Source organism: Veillonella parvula (genome assembly GCF_024461875.1).
Lineage (GTDB): Bacteria > Bacillota > Negativicutes > Veillonellales > Veillonellaceae > Veillonella > Veillonella parvula_I.
Genome location: NZ_JANGAL010000003.1, coordinates 105790 through 127344, shown reverse-complemented (window position 1 = coordinate 127344; position 21555 = coordinate 105790). Strand labels below are relative to the sequence as shown.

Below are 21555 nucleotides of genomic sequence, written 5' to 3'. Positions count from 1 at the left end.
TTTATCTTTTGTAACCATTCGATAGACGTGTGGTCACTGGTCAGACTCACACTATTCTATAGTATATTCTAAATTGTGAAAGTCCCAACAGTCAAGCAAATATAACACCTTTTGTATACGAATATAGCCCCTATTCATGCAAGGATTGCATAGATTTTATACAAGTCCATTTACATATAATAGGATGCATGTATACTGATAATAGATACAGTAATAAGAATTAGAGATACACCTTACGGAATAGAAATATCTATTTTGTAATTGAATATATACATATAAGAATTAAAGACATACAACTCAAGGTATATCCTTATATGAGGTTTCTTATGAACACAGCAGAATTCACTAGCAAATACTATATAGACCGCCGCGGTTCTCATTCCCGAAAATGGGACGGTCAGCATTTAAAATTCAGTCGCACCGACCTATTACCATTATGGGTTGCAGATATGGACTTTATGCCACCGCAGTGTATTCAAGAGGCCATCTGTAACTATGTGAAAGCCAATCCTCTAGGTTATACTATGACAAATCCAAATTATATAGAGGCCGTCATAAATTGGTACAAACGACGTCACAACTGCGGTATTGAACAGGACTGCCTCGCTAGCGCCCCCAATGTCATTACCGGTATTATGTGGTGTATTGGGGCTTTCACAAAACCAAACGATTCCATCGCCGTTCTAAGTCCTGTATACGGCGCCTTTGATACGAGCGCTAGCGATGCACACCGTCACATCATCGCAGTTCCGATGAAACGGAACGAAGATAATCGCTATACTGTCGATTATGAGACCTTTGAAATAGCAATTATCGAGCACGATGTGAAGCTGTTCATTCACTGCAACCCACACAACCCTGTGGGCCATGTGTGGACGGAAGAGGAGATGGGCCGATTATTTGGCATCTGTAAGCGCCACCATGTGCTCATCATAAGCGACGAAATCCATCAAGACCTTATTACAGGCCCAACAGCCTTTACATCATCCTTAACCGTAAAGAGCGGAGCCTATACAGATAACATGATTGCCATGTCCTCCTTGTCCAAGTCGTTCAATATGGCTAGCTTGCACCACGCAGAGGTTATCATTCCTAACGAAAAGCTACGAAGCCAATTCAACGCCTATAAAGCTCATGTATACCATACGGACTCAGACGTTATTGCCGAAACTGCCATCACAGCAGCCTACACTCACCCAGAGGCCGAAGCATGGTTAACAGATGTACTGGCCATGATTCGTGAAAACTATGAATATCTATGCCGAGAGCTTTGTACGGCATTACCAAAAATCCGCATCAGCCCTATGGATGGCACCTATTTAGCGTGGATTGACTTTAGTGCCTATGTAAAGCCCGAAGATATGCACGACCTATTTGAAAACAAATGCCACCTCGCACCAAGCTTTGGCGAATGGTTCGGAGGCGAGAACTACGCAACCTTTGTACGTCTGAACTTGGCTACAAGCCTAGAAAACATAAAAACCGCTACCCACAGCATTATTAGAAATATTTAACATATCAGTCATATTAAGCATAGTAATTGTATCCAATCATACTATCCCCTACACAACCTTAGTACATACAGCGATGTATGTGCGGTAAACTATAAGGCATACAAAAAGACTGCTCTACCATCAAATCGTGTAGAGCAGCCTCTTTTATATATGTCTTACTTTTCTATATATGTCTCATATATGTTACCTATTCAGGTTACCACATATATAGGGTCTTATTTAGTTCTAGCAAAATGATCTTTTGCAAATTGCATGTCTTGTACGAGTTCCAATGTACCAATATAATTATTGTTTTGGTCACGAACAGCCATGTAATTGACATAGAACGGACGACCTTGTTTTTCAAGCCATACTGCTACATTATCGCGATCACCTTTACGGAAGGAATCAATAATACCACGTACGATTGGTTCTACCTTTGGTGGATGGCAGGAATACACATCGCGACCGATAGCTGTAGTAGGGCGTTTAAAGACCTTTTCACCATCGTTGAAGTAACGGTTAATGTCTTCGTGATCAACGAAGGTGACTTCCATTGGCATTGTATTAAGCATGGCATTTAATTGATCCACAGTCAAGCTACCACCAATTAGAGCAATGGTATTATCATCGCCACTTGCTTTTGTTGTTTGTGTTGCTAATGCGGTTTCAGCCTCTGTCCAAGCAGTGCGTTTTACCCCAAAGATTTCTTCATACTGTGCTGTATCTTTGTAGATTTGGTACCACTCTTCAGTGCTGAAGTTTTCTGCACAGATTGGGAACAAAATATTTTGTTCTTTATAGATCATTTCTTGTGCACGTGTAAGAAGCTCATCAAAACGTCTATACCAATCATCTACGCTTTGGCTAGACTTAGCTAAATCACCTAGTTGGTCCCGAATATCACCATCAACAGTCCACATAACCATAGATGGACCAGAAATATCATAGGCTACTTTCAAATGCGGATACAAAAGGTCACCCTTCTTAGCATAGTGAACAGATACTTGACGCACTGCATTTACATCATCAACGGTTGCCGTTTTATCTGCCACCTTAGGTCGAATGGATTCAATTAACGCATCAAGAGCCTTGTTTTCTTCTGTTAATTGATGGAGTGGATGTCCTACAGTTTCAATCAAGGACACCACACTTTTGCTCTTCTCTTGAGCCTCTAACACAGCCTCAACCTTAGCATGTTCCGACTCCATTTGTTCATGAATAGTAGAACCGTGGAACAAGGCAGAGTGAAGGTCACATAATTGTTGCACCTCAGCTAATGGTGTACCTTCACGCATAAGACCTTGCTCAGCTTTCATAATTTCACTAGCCTCAACATGGGCAAATTGACTAGCAAAATCTTCACGAACGGCACCAAGCTCTTCGCCTGTACCTAACCGTTTCAGGAATCCTTTAAGTTGCTCTACACGTTCGCTATCTTGAACAGCATCTTCAGCCTTAGCTTCGGAATTTTCTTCCGTGTTAGCTTTCGCTGTAGTAGATGCTGCTGCATTTGTTTCTACTGCATTTGCTGCAACTGTACTAGAAGCTACCTTAGCAGATACATCCGTAACATTAGACTTTGTAGCCACTTCAGTAGGTTCCACGCCAGAATGACCCGCAGATTCCGCATCATCACCCGATAGGTTTGGCATGTCACCTTCTAAGGTAAAACCAGCTTTCATAAAAGCACCCACGATATCAATCATGGATACACCTTTCATCTTAGCCCCTTTTGGGATAGTCATGATTTTGCCAACAGAATTCAACATCACCTTATTTGTGATTTCGCTGAATCCTAATTCCTTCATAATATCTGTTACTTCAGGATATTCTTTTACCAAATCATATACAGATTTGGATAAATCTAATTTCTTTTCCATTTTGTTCCCCTCGTGTCAAAAATTTCTATACTATACTTATAAAATAGTATCATTCCTCTATATGCGTATATTACACATATGAAGCTATTTATTTACGGTAAAAGGTCTATATGTAATGACCTATGGTTCTATGATAAACGATATCGATTAGAAAATCTGTATCCGTGGCTATACTTTTGAAAGTTATTTATAAGATGAAATAACAGTAATAAAACACCGGATAATCGATCATGTAGACCAACTATCCGGTATTTACGTTACATTATATTATTATTCTCGTTTCTGTTTCTGTTTCTGTTTCTGTTTCTGTTTCTGTTTCTGTTTCTGTTTCTGTTTCTAACAAGTATACCACTTAATCATGATGTGGTTTCAATGCTTTTTCGTAGTTTTCAGAAACTTTGTCCCAGTTAATAACGCGGAAGAATTCCTTGATATAGTCTGGGCGACGGTTTTGGTAGTGCAAATAGTATGCATGTTCCCAAACGTCCAAACATAAAATTGCTTTTTTACCTTCCAATAGAGGGTTGTCTTGGTTCGCAGAGGATGTCACTTCTAGCTTGCCATCTTTGTTAACTACAAGCCAAGCCCAACCGGAGCCAAAACGTGTAGCTGCCGCAGTAGAGAAGCTTTCAACAAAAGCATCGTATCCACCAAGTTCAGCATCGATAGCCTCTTTCAAAGAACCTTGCAATTTAGAAGTATCTGGTTTTGTCATGATGTCCCAGAACATGGTATGGTTCTTGTGACCGCCACCATTGTTGATAACTGCTTGACGGATATCTTCAGGCACATTAGCAATATCGCCGAGAATACAGTCTACACAACCATACGGAAGATCAGGATATTTCGCGATAGCAGCGTTCAAATTATTAACATAGGCTTGATGATGCTTGTCATGATGCAATTTCATTGTTTCAGCATCGATAACAGGTTCAAGGTAATCATACGCATACGGTAATGGTGCGAGTTCGAAAGGTTTCATAGTAGTCCTCCTTAAATTTAGGGCATAGAACAATTCTAACTGTTTCGTATCATCGTTCTTGTGAAAGCGATTCGATGCACCTGCATCGGTAATATAGAATCAATCTACTAGCATAGCATATATACTTTAAGAAGAGACTGATTATCCTAACGTAACCAGAAGTTAGGATATAATCTTTTAGCTAACAAATTGATATGAATTATCATTCTTTATCTAATTGTACACATTATATAGAAAAACGTCAATATAAAAGACGAACATAAAAGGCCATAGGAACTCCTACAGCCTTTAATTAGTTAATTATTATGTGACTTTTGATCAACAATATCACATAACTTTATATAAATTTGATCCACAAGTTAGTCAATGATGCACTGACACATTTTCATCGTTGTTAATGCCGCTTGATGAGACTCCTCTGTTACGCCAGCACAACAGCTCGAATCAATGTGAATAGGAATCTCTGGCAAGCCTGCTTTCAACAGGATCGCATTGGACACAACGCAAATATCTGTGCATAAGCCGATGAGCGTAATAGACTCAATAGGATTTACCCTATCCATGCCCTCTAAGCGACTTACTAGCTCAAAAGAGGCAAAGTTTGGCTTATCTACAAAGGATACGGGGCTCATGATTGAACGACCTTCTGCAGCCTCGATCAATCCCTCCACAATATGCCAGCCCTCGGTATTTTTCACGCAGTGAGACACTGGTAAAAGCTTTCCTTCTTGACGTTCCAAGTAATCCCTATCATGCGTATCGCGAGTAAAAATAATAGGACCATCAAAGCTTTCAATTTTCTTACGCACATTATCTACGATTAACTGTGCTTGCGATGAGCCAAGTGCACCATCTACAAAATCATTTTGCATATCGATTACTACCAGAACCTTTTGCATAGCTCCTCCTGTATATAGCTACAAAACCAAGTACTTATTTCCAATCAATATTATTTATACTCTTTATTCTTTATAACATCAATAGTATCTACCAACTCTATAAATTGTTATCAAGTTGTTGTGAAAGTGTCATCAAATTGTTGTGAAAGTGTTATCAATTAGTCATCGAAGCCCACCTCATACTTTATCGACAAGTAGATATATGACGGACTTCTATTCTTCTACTATAGCATGTTGCACGCGATTTGGTTCATTATGTGCTAGTTTCCCTGCCGCTGCTGCCGCTACGGCACCTACCAAATCATCGAGAAATGTATTACAATGCCCGCCCTCTTCACTATCTAATTTTCTGATAATACCTGGCTTCACCTTATCTAAATATCCATAATTTGTAAAACCAATGGATCCATACAAATTAACGATGGAAAAAGCCAAAATTTCATCAATACCATATAGGCTTTCATCATTAGCAACAATGCGTTGCAATGGCTGAGATAATTTATTCTGCTCTGTCAACTTATCAAGCTCTATGCCCGTAATAATTGCATTATGTACCTCCCGTTTAGATAGTACAGACGCCACGCTATCTCTACACTCTTCAAGTTTTAAATTCGGCATATATGGTTTTTGTACATAAAAAACAAGCTCTGCAATGTCCTCTATTGTGACACCCCGTTCAGCGAGAAGCTCGTAAGTATATCTCTCTAAATCTTTTGTAGCCTCCATAAGTCCTCCTTTATCATTTCTTTAGATTGTTATCAGATAACATGACAATACTAACGGGAATCGTTACAACGAGCGCTTCATCAGTATCAACATGCTTAGTATTCCAAGCCGCCTCTTTAGCAGCCTCCTCAAAAATTGGATACGCTTCACGATCTAGCTTCCAATTATTAGGACCCGCTTCAACAGCTACAATATTGCCCTTATCGTCCGTCTTTATCTCTATAGGAACAATTAATGTTCCGTCTGCACTCGTTTCAAAAGCCTCTGGTGGAATGATTACGTTATAAGAAATCTGTTGTTGCAATTCATAATTACGCTTGTCCGCAGGCTTTACATCTGCAGCTAGAGAACTAATAGGACTCATCATAGATACTAATAAGGCCAATAAAATAACACGGTTAAACATAGTTTCCTCTCATCTAAAAACTCTCTTACTATATGCATTATAAGTTGATTATACCACGAAAAAATCCCTACCGAATTTTTATCGGTAGGGATTCCTTAGATTAGATTTTCTTAACCATTTCAGATTTCAATGCCATCGCACCGAAGCCATCAATTTTACAATCGATATCGTGACCATCGCTTGCATCGGTGATAAGGCGAATATTTTTTACACGCGTACCTTGTTTTAATACGCCCGCACCTTTTACTTTGAGGTCTTTTACAACAACGACTGTATCGCCATCAGCAAGCTCGTTGCCGTTAGCATCGCGAATGATACCCGCTTCAGCTGCAGCTTGTGCGTCAGCCGCCGTCCATTCGTTGCCACACATAGGGCAGATAAACATATGACCGTCTTCGTATGTGTACTCATCGCCACACTTAGGGCAATTAGGTAAATTTGCCATTTAAATCTCCTTTTTCACTACATAATGAAAGTATTATACCATATTATTAAAAGCAAAAGCTCTACAATGATGCCCGTTCTATTGGATATTGTTCGAACTGTTCAGGGATATCTATTCTAATTTGACGATATATGAGATACAACCTATAATATAAATGATAGCCGAGCGAGTAGTCACGTCAGGCTCATCTCAAAAACTGAAAACTCAGGAAATGGCCTTTTGTTTTACCTAGCTACCCAGCGGTAACGAAGGGCTATTTGCTTTTTCTGGAGCAAATACGAACAATAAGTGTCCCGAAGGAAATACCAACTGTCAAAAAGCCAAGAACAGTCGAAAAGATCTCAAATTCACTCATAAGCATCCCTCCCTTTATAAACGAAGAGAGGCCCAACCTCGTCGGCTATCTACTTCATTATAAACCGAACTTATGTTCTATGCAATAAAAAATCTATTAATAAATATTAGTCTATTTATAACTAACAAAGGGAGACTCTTCATAGAGTCTCCCTTTTATTCGTGTACAAGTTGTACGAAATTAATCCATATTTTTCAATCAATAATTTCTGCTATATACTAATAACGAAAGAGCCATTAACGTGAGTTGGGTTCATCTCCGTCTTTTGAGGGAGGTGACATTATGACTGTATACGAAGCATTATCATTAATGATTTTATTCGCTACCCTCGTAGTGTTAATTCTTAAAAAATAATCAATATATTGATTATAAAATAAGATAAACCTAACGTTTAAGACTAAGTACGGCAATACTTAGACACGTTAGGTTTATCAAATTCCAATTTGTTTGATGAGCCTAACGCCAAGAACACGTTAACTGGCTCTTTTGTACTTATAGTATAGTCTGAATTCTAAAGACTGTCAATTTACATCATCCTTAGAGGAGATTATAAAATTAAATGGAATATAAATAACAAGCTCTTCTTTAACATCAATATCCCCTATATTCCAAACTGTATCTTTTGCAGACTGTACTAATTTTGAATATATCTCATCATTAGATATATACTCATTTGGATCTAACTCAACAGAAGTAATACGTCCTTGAGAATCCGTTCTTACCTGTAATGCAAAACTATAATCTTTATCATTCTTCGTTCTAAGGACTTCAGCCGGAATCTTTAACTGAGACTGTATCTGCTCATTAAGAGAGAGTTCTATATCAAGCGTGTCCCTCTGATAATCAGCAAAAGCATTAATAGGACTCAAAACAACTAGCAATAAAAATAAATATAAAACTCTAACCATAAAATTTCACCAATCATAACACACAACATAAAATTATTATTGAGTTTTATATTAACAAAACAAATAAAATATGTCCATTTATCTAAGCATCAATACTTTAAGGAAAATAATGACAATTAAAAGTTCATGGATAATTATAATAAAAACAAAGAAAGCACAGCGCTACTAGCGCTGTACTTTCTTGAGTGTCATCATTAACTATACTAACATCTTTTTCTACATCGTATACCAATAAGTATACTATTACGCAAGTCGTCTCCGTAATATAGCATATAAAATCATACTAATAATAACGCTCATAACAGCTTGAATAGTATTAGTTAAAATACTTACAATGGCTACGCCTGGATCAAATACAAAGTATTCGGCGATAAAGTAGCCAGCTACGATAACAATACCGCCTACGATAGTTGCTACCAAGGCAGAGGTAGTTGTCTTATTGTTATAGACAGTACCGACAAGATAGCCTTCAATGCCTTTCACCACGAAGGTGATGGGTACAAAGACTGCATAGCCGAGGAATAAATCAGCTAGCGCCGGGCCGATAGCACCAATATAGGCGCCATATTTTCGACCTAATAATAAAGCTGACGTCATAATAACGACATCTCCTACATTGAAATAGCCGCGAATGCCAGGTACTGGGATTTTCGTGTACATGGTAAACAATGTTGCGAGGGCAATCAATACGGCTGTGAGTACTAACGCGGACGTAGTACTGCGGGTTTGAACGTGTTGCATAGCGTCCTCCTTATAAAAAATAGACATGTGACTATATCCATCACATGTCTATACTATATACCTTTATAGTAACACCTGCAAATAAAAGAAATTAACAATATATCCTTAGCAAATTCTATCATCATTTACTTTTAGAATAAATACTCTTCACTAGGCTTTAACTTAATATAGATACCATTTTACTATACAAATTGCTTCAACCTGACGATGATTAAATAGAAAGGAACTAGCCATGAATATTTTAATCATTTACACCTATCCTAATCATCAAAGTTTTAATAGCGCTATTCTGAAAGTAGTGCAACAGAATCTTTCAAAGGATCACAATGTGAACACCTTGGATTTATATGAGGAGCAGTTCGATCCTGTATTGCGATTTGATGATACGCACAAACGTCGAGATTTAAGCACTGTGCCGGACATGGAAAAGTATCGCAATATGATTACTTGGGCGGACCATATCATCTTTATCTACCCAATTTGGTGGAGCGGTATGCCCGCAATGCTCAAAGGCTTTATCGATCGCGTATTTACAGCGGGCTTTGCCTATTCATACGGTAAAAGAGGCCTTATAGGTCATTTACAGGGGAAATCGGCCTGGATTATCACAACCCACAACACTCCCGCCTTTTTGACGCCGTTTATCCAGGACTATGGCAAGGTGTTAAAAAATCAAGTTCTGAAATCCTGCGGCATTAAACCTGTTACACATACCCAGTTGGCGGGCACAGAAAACAGCTCGGACGAAAAACGCCGGCGTTTCTTAGACAAAATCGCTAATATCGCCGGCAGTATTTAACATTTCTAGTATACTATGATTTTTTACCAAAGATTACTTGATTGCCAAAACCACAAATAAATTTACATTAGACTGCTTACAGTTTGCTCTAAGTCAAAAACAAGCTGTATACGAAAACCTTCCCAATTACATAGATATTACTCTTCAAATCTCTCTTCTACATTGTAGAGAACCTCGCAGTCACAACCGCCACCTTCGTTGACGATCCAGTCTAATACGATTTCTACATCTACCTTTTGTTTTTCCAAGAATTCTCTAGTGAAAGTCAAACTATGATCGCAACCGTCATTTTCCTCTAATTTCTCGTCTACATAATCAAAGAGATTCCAAAACAACTCTTCATCCATAGGTAAACTATCTTTAAACGATTGTCTCTGCTTATCTGCATATGATTTTAACAATTCCTTTTTACGTGCTTTATCCATGATAATAATTTCCTTTTATGAACTTAGCAAATCGATACAAGCACGTTCCCATTAGCGTCTAGTACTTGTTTGTAGAAACGTTTCATTTGCTCGAAATCATGAAGAAGTTCGTCTTTGATTTCCTCCTCTTCCTCATCGTAATCCCAAATATCTGGATATAGCTCAGCCTCTTTGCAAGCTGCCATATCAAAAGATTCAAGAGCCTCTTCCATATCAAACTGCTCTAGAGCCGCCACGATATCTGCTAACTTATCGTGTTCCGTATACGCTAAGTAATCCGATAGTTCTTCAACAGCTGTTATGCCAAGCACAGCTTGGCTAAGAGGATTCTTATCGTCCTTATGGTCAGTGCCTACGCCAGTTAGCACAAAGTGAAGTACATCCCACATCTTATCGATATCAAGCAATAATTCATCATCGTCATTCCACTCTTCAACGCTTTCAAGAATTTCCTCTTCTTCTGAGCCCATGGCTTTAATTTCTTTTAAATTCGCATCGCTTAAACAGCTATAATTTGCAATTAGTCCCATAATCTAAAATCTCCATAAACACTTAACAATCTATAATTCCCTTAGATATTTATGACTCTATCTCTGTCAATAATTCTAGCAAAATAGCCTCTTGCTCGTTATTTTTATCTAATAATAGCCTACCTAGTAAAAGCACTTGCAGTGAGTAGTAATAAAAGCTAAAGAATAAATCATCAGGGAATACGTCTTCTTCCTCATATCTAAGAACATCTTCGTCTTCATCGTATTCTTCAGACCAAAGATATTCTTCGTTGAGCATATCCTCAAAACACGGTAGAGGATCAGCATGTTCCAGTAGAAGACCATCTCGGATACACTCAGCAATCACAGAAAATAGGTCTACCAATTGTTCTGCTAAATACTGAGCTACTTTATTCTGAGTTCTCTCTTCCTGGGCTTTCTTAAAAATACGAAACAAGAAAATCATGGCAAATGGTGTAGCATGCCACAACGTCGATTGATGCTCAATATTCTGTGCTAGCTCTTCACCAGCCGCATTAATAGTTTCTATACTTTCCATATTCCACAATACATCAAGCTCTGTAGGAAAGTCTGTAGCACGGCCATAGGTTGTGGTTAACCGGTGCCACGGTATATCACTGACTTGTACAGTTTCTATATATATTTGAGTGGCTACATCCATCACATCTACTCCCTCTTATTGACACAGTAATTATTGATGAACAATGTCTTTCACCAATTCATACGTTTCTATAAGGCGAAGTCTACCTATTCTTGGCTCATCTGTAATCTCCTCATAGATATCTTCCAACGTGCCTGCTGGTGCTAGTTTCCACAATTTACACGGATATAGTTCAACGGTCCCAATAATTTCCAAATTATTCAGTAACAAACCTAAATCCTTATGGTTAAACCAGCAATCTGTATCGATACCGAAATTTGTATTATCTTTCCGGCAGGCAATTTTGCTGTTTAGAAACTGTTCCATTGTAGGTTTTTCTTTTTGTAAAAGCCGCGAACAAGCTAAATGGTACTCAATTTTCCGCGGTGATTGATCCACCTCAGAAACAAAAATAGTACCATACTCGTTTTCAAATTTAACAGCTAATACGTCGCCCACCTTAAAATAAGGTTCTCTCTTTGTTTTAGATTTACGAACCTTAAGCGGCTTTGGATTTTCGCTCTGTAGCTGCAGGGCTAACTTATCTAATACCTTTTGGCGCTGTTTAAGGGCCTTACTATCGATGTCTAGCCAAAACTCATGAGGGTCCTTAGCAATTACGTTTAATGCCTTCTCTTTAACGTCATCTGGCAGATGCCCTATCTTCCACAGCGAATAGGCCACAGCAGTCCAATAAATTTCTGTGTAAAACTCATCAGTACAAAAATTTTGTTCCTCACCTAAGATTTCAGAAATTATAGTATCGACACTGATACCATCCTTGTACCGCTCAACAATAGCATTATAAATATCATGACCGTCATCGCTGTCTATGATCTTTACTCCATCAATTGCCATACGATTCTCCTATTACAACACAAAACCTCTTGAAACACTCTTTTATTGCTGATTATTTTCCCATTTTACATATTAAAAGAATAGACCTTCATAAGCCGTAATACTACCATCTTCTTCATGGTAAAAGCCTTGGTATACAGGTTCTCGATGTGCCGCATCGTAAAACTTTTGCAGTACAGCAGCCAAGTTTGCTTCAGAAGGCATGCCTAGCGCCTTAACAACTGTTTCCCATTCGTCCATTTCTGTATAAGATGTAATTTGAGCATATCGCTCCTTAGCATACGATTCAAGAATTCCTACATCCGTATATTGGCTAGAGTCACAATAGTCATGCCAGCAAATGCTATACACCAATAAACAAATTAAATCGTCTATACTTTCAGCTATGCGACCGCATTCACCTTCGCTACTCATATATCCGATTGATCCATCCTTTAATTGATGATACTCACCACCGGCACCATCACGAGCAAAAGCTACTCCGTCCACAGAAAAGGTACATCGCCCCTCTACCTCATCACGTTTTGTAGGTTCATCGAGTAAAAAGAAATCAAATAGAGCATCAAAATTTGCTGCCAAGCTAGAATCTTCACACAATAGTTTTAAATAATCCATATTCTTCCCTCTTATTGATTCTCTCATCTCTCTATTTCATCTATTATTTTCTCGTAATTCTAATAATGCAGAAACTTCATCCATGTCGAGATTAAACATATTACTTTCAAGATCAATTGGCTCAAAATAGTAGCGAACCGTATCCGCCCCAAATTCATCGTCTAATTTGGACCATTCTGCCCCTGAAAGCACGGTAAATCCGAGCGTATCATTTCCAAGGCTTTCAACAAACCAACGCACCTCATAATCAGGTTTAACGAAGTCGTTGAAGTATTTGATGGTCACATCCCAATCTTTCTCATCACCGTAAGGAATTAAGAGTTCTTTATCGCCTTTTTGTAGCATAATATCGTCACCATAGGGCTTGCCATTACTAACGGTTTGAATATCGATAGGCTCATCTATCATATCATTGAAATAACGCACCACATCTTCGTCATCCTCGCGCCAATCAATCCAGATGATAGCTTCGGAATCAAATAAATCATCTAAATCCATATCATGACTGAAGAAATCTTTGACTAATTTATATATATCTTCCATAGTCTCTCTCCTGCATATCACTTATATTTTTAGGTAGAATACAACACCAGTATCACCACTTTAAAACAACTCTATAAGGTTTCGTATATCACATCTTGTTGAGCCGTAAAGTTTTCATCAAAAGGAACCAAAACATATAGATGTCCTGCTGAGGATTCTCCCACATCATAGCCTAGTGCAAATGCATCGTAACAACCTGATTTATCCAGCATTATATCCGTTAGCGTTAGTACAACAGACTCTTCTTGCGGTATTCCCTTTTGTATGAGCCCCTTCGCCAGTTGGTCTAATTCATCTAATTGAACATATAATTGCTCCCATATTGATAGTGAAAGTACATCATCTTCAGTATAACCGGTACAACTAATATTAAGTTTTTTAAAGGCCTTTCCTACATTCTCTAAACGATTAATGCCCAATCGGCGAGATACAAAGTAAACGCCATACGGTTCTTCAGACCAGCTTTCAACATTCCATAATGTCATTAATTCCGATTTTCTCATTAGGACTCTCCATTAATTGATTATCCTGCAATATCTGCATCAACAGGGTTCCCATCCGCATCAATATGGGCTATGATACAGTGCCCCCAGAAGATATCATCGTCGTCATAATATACCTCTATGGTGCCATCGTTGCGAAACGCCAATTCGCCCATCGTAATACGCTTGGCAAATACGTCTGATGTAATCGGGTACTGGTCATCATTGTCGAGCCAATCATTAGCAAGGTCTAGCAATTTTTCACTAATATAGGTACTAATTCGTTGTTCAAATGCTTTGAAATTATCGATTGTATTGAAAGCAGCCAATGCTATGGTGCAGCTTTCATCAGAGCCCTCATCCACATCAAGGGTGAATGCATAATCATCAATTCTCGCTGTGTAATATTGATACTCTCGATTTAACAAGAAGTCATCCCTGTCGGTATGAAGGTATTTAGGGGTTTTCAAATACGCCGACAAGGCCTCTAACTCGCTATGTTTAGCATGCTCCTCTAATACCTCAAGCACATACTAACGATTATTCCAAGACGGGCGCATATAGCCCAAGTCCTCTAAGGGTTTTGCTTTCTTAACTAACAATTTATAGACCCCATAAGGCTCAAAAGAATATCCCCATCTATCGTCAAGACCCTCAATAATCCACGTCAAAATGCCTTCGCTACGGTCAAGCACGTCAGTTCGAGTATCTAAGATAGCATCGGTGGACACCAGTGGTCTATGGTACTTATCTAAATAAGGACTAGCCCCATTTGCATCACTGCGCGGCAATGCATAGATTTCAAACACTTCCGGCTCAAACTCTGCTTCATATTCTGGTAGACGTACGATACTCATATAACTCTCTCCTATTTATCACATACAAGCAAATATATAACTAGTCTATAACCTAACACCATCATAATCGCTCAGCTACATCGATTCTATGTAATAGTTCTTTCGCTAGTTCTTGGGCTGTTTTGAATTCCTCATTTGAAAGCACCATGAGCACAAAGCTATCGGTTCCAATATCCATGCCTGCTAACGTATAGTTTTCCCATTTAGAATTAAGATCAGCACACCAGTCCATAATGACTTGACCTTCATCTAATGCTGCTGGGTCAATAGTTAGACCTTCACTAGTATCTAAAGACTTGTTACGTATTAATTTCTGTACATTATGAATAAAATCCTCTAATTCACATTTACAGCTTAACTCTACGGCATATCCTTTAGCTACTAATTTTTCATAGAGATTCCACCAACTATCTTCTAAGGCTTCCATGGAACGCAACTTAGCCTTGGTCATAAACGATTTAGCTTGTTTAGCATCGCCTAGCAACAACGTTGCTAACTCTGTAAATGTCAGTTTCATCTGATCGATATCTAGATACGCTACTTCTACACATGAACTACAATCAGGTACTCTGCGTTTTTTCACAAAGGCCCGCATCATCTTCACTGCATCAGGATAACTTACATCAGCCATACGATACGTCTTACCATCTATATCTAAGAATATATCTACTGCATCAGGCGTTTTTCCTACACGCGCTTTCATAGCAGTGCAACCATCGATGGCATGAGGTGGATACAATTCTATATACATGAAAAACCCATCATGCATAGCCTTTAGGGTATTATCTATTCCTACTATATTAAAACCATTTCGATTATAATCAGGGCACCTCAAACGCCATTCTTCGTAATCATCAAATAGTTTTTCTTGAATCCAATTGTAAATACTCATATATACTCACTTTATTTACTATATTTTATAATTCCAGCTTATTTACAAAAAAATAAATCACTAATTTCTTTATACTCTGTTTCAAATAGACTACGATTAAACAAACTTTGTATAAATTGGCGCTCTTTCTCCAGTAAATTTATAGATCCACTATCCTCTAGCAATAAAACTTCAATTTCATCGTAATCATCCATTCCCCATATTTGATTATCTTTAACTATATGATAGCATAAGGGCTTCTCAAATATATTAGTAATAGCACTAGATTGCGTATAAACTATAACATTATCAATATTTGAACATTTTTTATTAAGATAGTCTAACAAAGAGTGAAATTCTTCTGTTGATAAGCCTTGTTCAGGTAAATCTAATAGGAGTAGCTTCTTCTTTCCTATATCTAGTTCAGCAAACAAATCTACCAGCATATATTTCAAATCATACTGCGATCGTTCATCAAACGTACCATATATTTCCATATCATTAGATAGTACATCTATAATCTTACTAAAACTCCAAAAATCATTCATATTACTCTCGCATATTAAATTATAACGAGATAACAATTCATTAATTGGCAAAAGTATTACAGAATTCAACTGATTAAAGCATTTTTCCCGTTCAGATATTGAAACTTCTTTATAGATTTTCTCAGTTATCTTACCCAATAAACTCTTTTTTGCAATCTTAAAAAGCTCTGTTGAATCTACTCTTGAAGGAATATATAAAATTTCAAACTCATCATCTCTACATACACTATTATTAAGATTCAATGTATTAAATGGGTATTGTTGGGAGAATCTCCTTTTATCAAAATATCGTTCTATAAAATCAAATATAACCGGCATAGTCCTAAAATCATCTTGTGGCACTACAATTGTTATAGCCTGTAAATTAATATGGACTGGTTCTAAAAGTCTATATCCTGATAATACCAATTCACCATTCATAGACGCCTCCTAGAAAATGATAGTTTTATCAATCGTTAACTTCTCTTCGATAATTTGTTTCTTTCCAGTTAATAGTTTCATACCTTGATACTGCTTCTCTGTAACTTGCAAAACATATACAGCTCCATCTGGCGGTAAATAGCGCTTAATATATTCAATATGAGACTTTATACTATCCCGATTAGGCATAATCTTACAATAAATAGAATACTGAATCATAAAATACCCTTGCCGTATCAAAAACTTCCTAAACTGAGTGTAATGACGAACTGCAACAGTATCATCCATAGGTAAATCAAACATTATTAATACTCTCACCATTCTGTACCTATTCATTTCACACACCAATATCATATATCTAATAATGGTAAATCTAATACTTCATTATCATCAGTCATACATCTAACGAGACTATCTGCAAATCTATTCATTGAATCTGCTATTGAGTAAGATATATTTTGATGACGTACTGTACGCTCAGAAAGCATAGTAATTAAATTAAGTTTTATATCTCTTGAAAACAAAACTTCAGGCACATAAATACAAGAATAGACCCAATCATCTATGATGGGCCTATATATTTCCATGCAATCATCAACGAGATTAAAGTGATTATATATATTATGATGTTTTATCCCTATTGATAATATAAGTCCTTTAGCAGCTAATGCTCTTGCCATAAGGGCTCTAATAATAGAGTATCCATAATTCAAAGCATTATTGATAGGATCCCCCTCTTCTCTATCACGTATAAAATCAATACCAAATAAAGCTTTAAAATAAACTTTTGCAGCAATACCTTCATGATTTTCCGTATCAAACGGCTGAATTGTATCTCTTAAAGATTCCATTATCTCAATTGTATCTAATGACAATGAATAATGATCTAAAACAAACATTTGATTATTTATCTTACGTTCAATAATTGCTTTCCACAAATCACCTGGTCTAGATGGATTCATATTCAGTTGTATTTCTTGATTTTTAAATGTTACATAATTTCCTGCTATAGGATTCATAACAACAGACGGTAATCCATTCTTTTCACAAATGATTACACAAATTTGATAGCGACTCATCTTACATAATAGTTGCGTTGTAACATTTAATTTATAGTTATTAAAAATAACTATACTAATATCTTGTAAGGGGACTAAATAGTCCCCTTCAAGCATTTTTATTTTTAAGTTGTCTAAATGTAATGAAACTTGCTGACTCTGTTCAATAATAATTGTTCGCCAACCCATAATGTGCACTCCCTGCAACATTAAATCGTAACATCAAACTCTAATTTTTCATCTGTAACTTTATATTTATTACCTAATACATCTATATTATATCTAGTTAAGTTCTTAATAGAGGTTTTTATTGATAATCGCACTTGTTTATTTGTAGGTCTATCTATAAAAGAAATTTCTACTTTATGTTCTTTCTCACTATTCATACATTTGAATATACAACTTAAAACTTCACCTTTATATTCATAAGATATGAAATCTCCTCTATAAAGAGAGGTAACAAACTTAGCATCCTCCGAGATATTCTGATTTTTTTTAGCCTTATAATACTGGCTTTGATTAATTAAATACTTCCCATTTATAAACTGAACCATATCATATGGTACATTTAATACTAAATAATTTTTTCCTTCTTGATAGATATCTGTACGCAAACTCTTTATCTTCAAAAATACTGATTTATTATTCCCCTGCTGTTTTGTATTAACACGATGAGAACCTAACTGCTTTTCTCGGAATTTAACCGATTCAATAATTGGTCCATTTCCTTTTTTTGAATACTTACGAATTGGTCCATGATCTTCTTTATAGGCTGCAAATGGGTTAGATTCTTCCACATATTGTTCTACAATCTTGAGAAAAATCTCAAAAGTTTTATAATCATGATGATACATCAACAACTTATCAGGAGACTCTAAAATCATTTTTTTTAGTTTACTGCCAGAATTACCAGTTCCAGTATTATAAATATCGCTATATTTAGTGATAATATAGGTTACTTCTTTATTATCTTCAACAAAGCTTCGAGTCGCTTTTATCTGTTGATCATATAAAGCTCTATTAGGTTTACGATCCACCTTATGAGAATATAACGGTTCTATACTTTCAATACATTTTAAGAACTGAATATAGTTAGATACATTCTCTGATTTATCAAATAATTCTTGTTCTAATACCTCGCCCGTTTCAGAATTTATAATATTGCCATCTACCTCTACAATAGAATCCTTATTGTTCAAACTTTCAGAAAAGGCACCTATTTTCGAGAAAAATTTCATCAGTTTCGTATTTGCAAAACCAGCAATAATCATAGCATCTTGCGCATGATGGGCATATGTCTCTTCTCTATTTTTTGATAGATACGCTTTTTTTCTAAAATAACTTGTTGCAGAACCGTTTATAACTTTAACCTTGGTATTTATATTATGGTAATCAAAAAAGGATTTTAATAAATTGTAGGTTTCACGAGATGCATAACGTGTATCGACCAAATTGCGATCAATAAATCCTTTCATATCTTCAACTGGATTTCCAAGATATAGTAAATTTCTCTTTTTAGCATTACTAAAACTCAAGTTTTTAGTAACATATTCTTTGAATCTTTCAAAGGTTATTTTTGCTTTACCACTACTGAAATATTGGAATGGTGACCGTTGTCCTTTCGCTTGATTTTCTCCTTGATAGACAAGCACTTTATTAGACTGAGCATCACTTAGAGATATAGATAATGGAATAATATGATCAACTTCTAAAAGGCCGGCTTTAAACACATCAGATAACTCTATAGGCGCTAAAGAATATGCACATTTAAAATCCTGCTCTAACAGTAAATTAATACGTTCAAACTCTGCACTTGTAAGTTTCCTGTTTTTAACAAGTTCCATAATTTTATAACGTTTTTCTTCATTGGCCTTCTGAATTTTCTTAATCAGATCTTTCTTCTCTTGACTATTCTTTTCTCGTGCTAATTCAACTACTACATCACTAAACTCAGTATCATCACCATTTTGGGTTTTAAGATATTTACGCAATGCATTAAATACCTTAATGGTTTCATTAATAGAGCGTTTAACAACAGGTGATACAATCCAATCAGATAAATTAGCACTTAACTGATAATTTTGAGAAAATTTATGATTATATGGTTTTATGCCTGCCTCCGTAAATAATTCCATTTGATTCTTACTAGTTTTCAATAAATCATCTAGAATTAAATTAATAGCCTTAAATGATAAAGAATGATATGTAGTAAAGCCCCCCGATTTTGCAATTTCTTTGGCTAAACTAGTAGATAAATTTAAATCATCTACTAATTTTCTTTCACGCACATCTATACTTTTTTCTTTAGTTAGAATCTCAGATATATCATCTACTAACTGTTTTTTACCTTCAATTGCATCTTCTTCGCTTACAGACTTTGCGATTTTTAATAACTCATTGTATCCTTCAAATTTTGTAAAAATTGGTTTTTCCGACTTATCTATTCTAAAACCAAAAATATCTTCCTTTTTAGCACTGCATACTTTTGCAATAGCAGGAATCGTTACCGATTTACCTTTATTTACATATTCACTAATCAGCTCTTGTTTCTGAACTTCAGTTATCTTCACACCTTGAATCGTTAAATTATTTAGATCATTTAACAAATTAAATAAGCATGCACTATAGCTCCATTTAGGTGCTCTTAATTCATCAGGAAAATACGTACACGTACCACGCATTTTATCAATCAAATTAATCTTAATGACATTGCCACTTTCATCTAATTGGTAACTCCCATAAGGTGTGGGGCTTTTATAACTACCAGGCCCCTCATAATATTCACGTTTAGAATCATATATACATAAAACCTCATCCATTATCCCTTTTAATTTTGGATAAAATGATGATTGAACTTCAAGAAGTTTAATTAATTCACTACGATATGATCCATGAGTAAATTTATTTTCAATGCCTCGTACTTTTCCCGTAGTATTCAACTTTTCTAATTGAACATGGCAAGGATATATTCCATCTTTAAGCTTATTCTCATTAGTTCGAATAATATCTGCTGAACTCTGGTTACTTCCGTCCTCAGTCGCAAGATCCTCTGGACTTAAATAAAATATACCTCTATGTTTAGCCAATTGAATGATTGCAGCAATCAATTCATCAGGCGAAAGCTTATTACTAAGTCCTCTAACTCTAATTTCATAGAGATTTGTATAAAATTGATCTCCACTCACACCTAGTGCACTCGACAAGAGTTCTTTTAGTCGATCCAATCTATGACGGTTCCGCCTCATACTTCTACGAATACTTCTGAACCCTCTGCGTGCTACATTCTCTTCTGCCGTACCCTCACGAAATAGTCTTACCCCACTAATTAGGACATTATAATTTTCATCAATTATTGCATAACCAACAGAAGCAACCCCGATATCTAATCCTAGTATATATCCCATATATACCCTCCCCTAAAAATTATTAATCCTATTTAATACATAAAATTATAATAATTAGAAAATTATTCTCTTCTATTATTCTAAATTTATCATAAGCAACGATCACAAAGTACTAAACCTCTGTGTACATGGACGTTCTTAATGGTATTTTTTAGCGAAAAATTACAGAGTACTAAAACAAAAAAACCACCTACCTAGCTCTGTGCTAAATTTTATCATAGCGAAAAATTACAGAGTACTAAAACAATGTGAGCAATGATGTTGTAAGCATGATGGTTTTATCATAGCGAAAAATTACAGAGTACTAAAACATGGGCCGCCGCCTAAAGTTACAACTTGATGTTTTATCATAGCGAAAAATTACAGAGTACTAAAACCATTCACTTCAATATCTGTTGATGTGGTGAGTTTTATCATAGCGAAAAATTACAGAGTACTAAAACACAAGATATAATCTTCTAGATTTTCATAGAGTTTTATCATAGCGAAAAATTACAGAGTACTAAAACTTACGATTGCACCAACATTCGGCGAATTGAGTTTTATCATAGCGAAAAATTACAGAGTACTAAAACATGCAGGGCAATCTTCACATTCTTCTTTTTGTTTTATCATAGCGAAAAATTACAGAGTACTAAAACATGGTATTCGCAAAGTCAAAGATGGCGAACGTTTTATCATAGCG

The 21555-nt window shown here is 36.2% G+C and carries 23 protein-coding genes, 1 pseudogene and 1 CRISPR repeat array (1 of these 25 only partly in view); of the genes and pseudogenes, 3 read left to right on the top strand and 21 right to left on the bottom strand.

Annotation, left to right across the window (positions count from 1 at the left end):
* Positions 1–326 precede the first annotated feature (326 nt).
* Positions 327–1514, top strand: a complete 1188-nt coding sequence (locus tag NE668_RS06435) for a MalY/PatB family protein (RefSeq protein ID WP_227037259.1) — start codon at positions 327–329, stop codon at positions 1512–1514.
* A 215-nt stretch (positions 1515–1729) separates the two neighbouring features.
* Here NE668_RS06435 and NE668_RS06430 read toward each other — a convergent pair whose 3' ends face one another.
* The 6 genes from NE668_RS06430 to NE668_RS06405 all read right to left on the bottom strand — a co-directional run bounded on the left by NE668_RS06430 (position 1730) and on the right by NE668_RS06405 (position 6834).
* A complete protein-coding gene (locus NE668_RS06430; protein WP_227037258.1) occupies positions 1730–3376 on the bottom strand; it encodes a DUF438 domain-containing protein in 1647 nt (548 codons plus the stop codon).
* 352 nt (positions 3377–3728) lie between these two features.
* Positions 3729–4358: a superoxide dismutase gene (locus NE668_RS06425; protein ID WP_058948276.1), complete on the bottom strand. Its 630-nt coding sequence runs from the start codon at positions 4356–4358 to the stop codon at positions 3729–3731.
* Positions 4359–4717: 359 nt separating this feature from the next.
* The gene (locus NE668_RS06420; protein ID WP_227037257.1) at positions 4718–5257 is read right to left on the bottom strand and encodes a cysteine hydrolase family protein; all 540 of its coding nucleotides are present in this window, start codon (positions 5255–5257) and stop codon (positions 4718–4720) included.
* A gap of 213 nt (positions 5258–5470) precedes the next feature.
* Entirely contained in the window at positions 5471–5983 is a 513-nt protein-coding gene (locus NE668_RS06415; RefSeq protein WP_120055037.1) for a phosphatidylglycerophosphatase A family protein, read from the bottom strand.
* Positions 5984–5996: 13 nt separating this feature from the next.
* On the bottom strand, positions 5997–6389 hold the full coding sequence (locus tag NE668_RS06410) for a hypothetical protein (protein ID WP_004698148.1): 393 nt from the start codon (positions 6387–6389) through the stop codon (positions 5997–5999).
* Between the two features lie 100 nt (positions 6390–6489).
* On the bottom strand, positions 6490–6834 hold the full coding sequence (locus NE668_RS06405; protein ID WP_004698208.1) for a zinc ribbon domain-containing protein YjdM: 345 nt from the start codon (positions 6832–6834) through the stop codon (positions 6490–6492).
* A gap of 637 nt (positions 6835–7471) precedes the next feature.
* Between NE668_RS06405 and NE668_RS10410 the strand changes: the two genes are divergently transcribed.
* Positions 7472–7543, top strand: coding sequence for a putative holin-like toxin (locus NE668_RS10410; RefSeq protein WP_219565824.1), 72 nt, complete (start codon positions 7472–7474; stop codon positions 7541–7543).
* Between the two features lie 167 nt (positions 7544–7710).
* Here NE668_RS10410 and NE668_RS06400 read toward each other — a convergent pair whose 3' ends face one another.
* Complete coding sequence (locus NE668_RS06400; protein ID WP_227037256.1) at positions 7711–8097, bottom strand: succinylarginine dihydrolase; 387 nt, start codon at positions 8095–8097, stop codon at positions 7711–7713.
* A 243-nt stretch (positions 8098–8340) separates the two neighbouring features.
* Positions 8341–8838 (bottom strand): ECF transporter S component, encoded by a 498-nt coding sequence (locus NE668_RS06395; protein WP_227037255.1) that lies wholly within the window; start codon positions 8836–8838, stop codon positions 8341–8343.
* A 232-nt stretch (positions 8839–9070) separates the two neighbouring features.
* On the opposite strand from NE668_RS06395, the gene NE668_RS06390 reads away from it, so the two are divergent.
* Positions 9071–9637, top strand: a complete 567-nt coding sequence (locus NE668_RS06390) for an NAD(P)H-dependent oxidoreductase (RefSeq protein ID WP_227037254.1) — start codon at positions 9071–9073, stop codon at positions 9635–9637.
* Between the two features lie 137 nt (positions 9638–9774).
* On the opposite strand, the gene NE668_RS06385 is transcribed toward NE668_RS06390, so the two are convergent.
* The 13 genes and pseudogenes from NE668_RS06385 to cas9 all read right to left on the bottom strand — a co-directional run bounded on the left by NE668_RS06385 (position 9775) and on the right by cas9 (position 20870).
* Positions 9775–10062 carry a DUF2695 domain-containing protein gene (locus tag NE668_RS06385; RefSeq protein ID WP_227037253.1) on the bottom strand — a complete coding sequence of 96 codons (288 nt, stop codon included), beginning with the start codon at positions 10060–10062 and terminating at the stop codon, positions 9775–9777.
* A gap of 23 nt (positions 10063–10085) precedes the next feature.
* The gene (locus NE668_RS06380; protein ID WP_004698303.1) at positions 10086–10592 is read right to left on the bottom strand and encodes a YfbM family protein; all 507 of its coding nucleotides are present in this window, start codon (positions 10590–10592) and stop codon (positions 10086–10088) included.
* Between the two features lie 49 nt (positions 10593–10641).
* Positions 10642–11235 (bottom strand): hypothetical protein, encoded by a 594-nt coding sequence (locus NE668_RS06375; protein ID WP_227037252.1) that lies wholly within the window; start codon positions 11233–11235, stop codon positions 10642–10644.
* Between the two features lie 30 nt (positions 11236–11265).
* Complete coding sequence (locus tag NE668_RS06370) at positions 11266–12072, bottom strand: hypothetical protein (RefSeq protein WP_227037251.1); 807 nt, start codon at positions 12070–12072, stop codon at positions 11266–11268.
* Positions 12073–12144: 72 nt separating this feature from the next.
* Positions 12145–12687, bottom strand: coding sequence for a hypothetical protein (locus NE668_RS06365; RefSeq protein WP_227037250.1), 543 nt, complete (start codon positions 12685–12687; stop codon positions 12145–12147).
* 36 nt (positions 12688–12723) lie between these two features.
* On the bottom strand, positions 12724–13230 hold the full coding sequence (locus NE668_RS06360; RefSeq protein WP_227037249.1) for a hypothetical protein: 507 nt from the start codon (positions 13228–13230) through the stop codon (positions 12724–12726).
* Between the two features lie 71 nt (positions 13231–13301).
* A complete protein-coding gene (locus NE668_RS06355; protein ID WP_227037248.1) occupies positions 13302–13733 on the bottom strand; it encodes a hypothetical protein in 432 nt (143 codons plus the stop codon).
* Positions 13734–13753: 20 nt separating this feature from the next.
* Positions 13754–14569 (bottom strand): annotated as a pseudogene (locus tag NE668_RS06350) (DUF2262 domain-containing protein).
* 61 nt (positions 14570–14630) lie between these two features.
* Positions 14631–15461: a DUF6630 family protein gene (locus NE668_RS06345; RefSeq protein WP_227037247.1), complete on the bottom strand. Its 831-nt coding sequence runs from the start codon at positions 15459–15461 to the stop codon at positions 14631–14633.
* 38 nt (positions 15462–15499) lie between these two features.
* Complete coding sequence (locus tag NE668_RS06340; RefSeq protein ID WP_174892396.1) at positions 15500–16408, bottom strand: hypothetical protein; 909 nt, start codon at positions 16406–16408, stop codon at positions 15500–15502.
* A gap of 9 nt (positions 16409–16417) precedes the next feature.
* A complete protein-coding gene (gene cas2, locus NE668_RS06335) occupies positions 16418–16711 on the bottom strand; it encodes a CRISPR-associated endonuclease Cas2 (RefSeq protein WP_060918928.1) in 294 nt (97 codons plus the stop codon).
* A gap of 47 nt (positions 16712–16758) precedes the next feature.
* The gene (cas1, locus tag NE668_RS06330) at positions 16759–17655 is read right to left on the bottom strand and encodes a type II CRISPR-associated endonuclease Cas1 (protein WP_174892397.1); all 897 of its coding nucleotides are present in this window, start codon (positions 17653–17655) and stop codon (positions 16759–16761) included.
* Positions 17656–17675: 20 nt separating this feature from the next.
* On the bottom strand, positions 17676–20870 hold the full coding sequence (cas9, locus tag NE668_RS06325) for a type II CRISPR RNA-guided endonuclease Cas9 (RefSeq protein ID WP_227037246.1): 3195 nt from the start codon (positions 20868–20870) through the stop codon (positions 17676–17678).
* 143 nt (positions 20871–21013) lie between these two features.
* Positions 21014–21555: a CRISPR direct-repeat array (repeat unit 36 nt; unit sequence GTTTTATCATAGCGAAAAATTACAGAGTACTAAAAC) (it continues 615 nt past the right edge of the window).

Coding starts and splice junctions, on each gene's coding strand:
- NE668_RS06390 (WP_227037254.1), top strand. CDS start 9,071: ATGAATATTTTAATCATTTACACCTATCCTAATCATCAAAGTTTTAAT.
- cas2 (WP_060918928.1), bottom strand. CDS start 16,711: ATGTTTGATTTACCTATGGATGATACTGTTGCAGTTCGTCATTACACT.
- NE668_RS06385 (WP_227037253.1), bottom strand. CDS start 10,062: ATGGATAAAGCACGTAAAAAGGAATTGTTAAAATCATATGCAGATAAG.
- NE668_RS06355 (WP_227037248.1), bottom strand. CDS start 13,733: ATGAGAAAATCGGAATTAATGACATTATGGAATGTTGAAAGCTGGTCT.
- NE668_RS06415 (WP_120055037.1), bottom strand. CDS start 5,983: ATGGAGGCTACAAAAGATTTAGAGAGATATACTTACGAGCTTCTCGCT.
- NE668_RS06395 (WP_227037255.1), bottom strand. CDS start 8,838: ATGCAACACGTTCAAACCCGCAGTACTACGTCCGCGTTAGTACTCACA.
- cas9 (WP_227037246.1), bottom strand. CDS start 20,870: ATGGGATATATACTAGGATTAGATATCGGGGTTGCTTCTGTTGGTTAT.
- cas1 (WP_174892397.1), bottom strand. CDS start 17,655: ATGGGTTGGCGAACAATTATTATTGAACAGAGTCAGCAAGTTTCATTA.
- NE668_RS06425 (WP_058948276.1), bottom strand. CDS start 4,358: ATGAAACCTTTCGAACTCGCACCATTACCGTATGCGTATGATTACCTT.
- NE668_RS06410 (WP_004698148.1), bottom strand. CDS start 6,389: ATGTTTAACCGTGTTATTTTATTGGCCTTATTAGTATCTATGATGAGT.
- NE668_RS06365 (WP_227037250.1), bottom strand. CDS start 12,687: ATGGATTATTTAAAACTATTGTGTGAAGATTCTAGCTTGGCAGCAAAT.
- NE668_RS06420 (WP_227037257.1), bottom strand. CDS start 5,257: ATGCAAAAGGTTCTGGTAGTAATCGATATGCAAAATGATTTTGTAGAT.
- NE668_RS06370 (WP_227037251.1), bottom strand. CDS start 12,072: ATGGCAATTGATGGAGTAAAGATCATAGACAGCGATGACGGTCATGAT.
- NE668_RS06400 (WP_227037256.1), bottom strand. CDS start 8,097: ATGGTTAGAGTTTTATATTTATTTTTATTGCTAGTTGTTTTGAGTCCT.
- NE668_RS06405 (WP_004698208.1), bottom strand. CDS start 6,834: ATGGCAAATTTACCTAATTGCCCTAAGTGTGGCGATGAGTACACATAC.
- NE668_RS06340 (WP_174892396.1), bottom strand. CDS start 16,408: ATGAATGGTGAATTGGTATTATCAGGATATAGACTTTTAGAACCAGTC.
- NE668_RS06430 (WP_227037258.1), bottom strand. CDS start 3,376: ATGGAAAAGAAATTAGATTTATCCAAATCTGTATATGATTTGGTAAAA.
- NE668_RS06375 (WP_227037252.1), bottom strand. CDS start 11,235: ATGGATGTAGCCACTCAAATATATATAGAAACTGTACAAGTCAGTGAT.
- NE668_RS06360 (WP_227037249.1), bottom strand. CDS start 13,230: ATGGAAGATATATATAAATTAGTCAAAGATTTCTTCAGTCATGATATG.
- NE668_RS06345 (WP_227037247.1), bottom strand. CDS start 15,461: ATGAGTATTTACAATTGGATTCAAGAAAAACTATTTGATGATTACGAA.
- NE668_RS06435 (WP_227037259.1), top strand. CDS start 327: ATGAACACAGCAGAATTCACTAGCAAATACTATATAGACCGCCGCGGT.
- NE668_RS06380 (WP_004698303.1), bottom strand. CDS start 10,592: ATGGGACTAATTGCAAATTATAGCTGTTTAAGCGATGCGAATTTAAAA.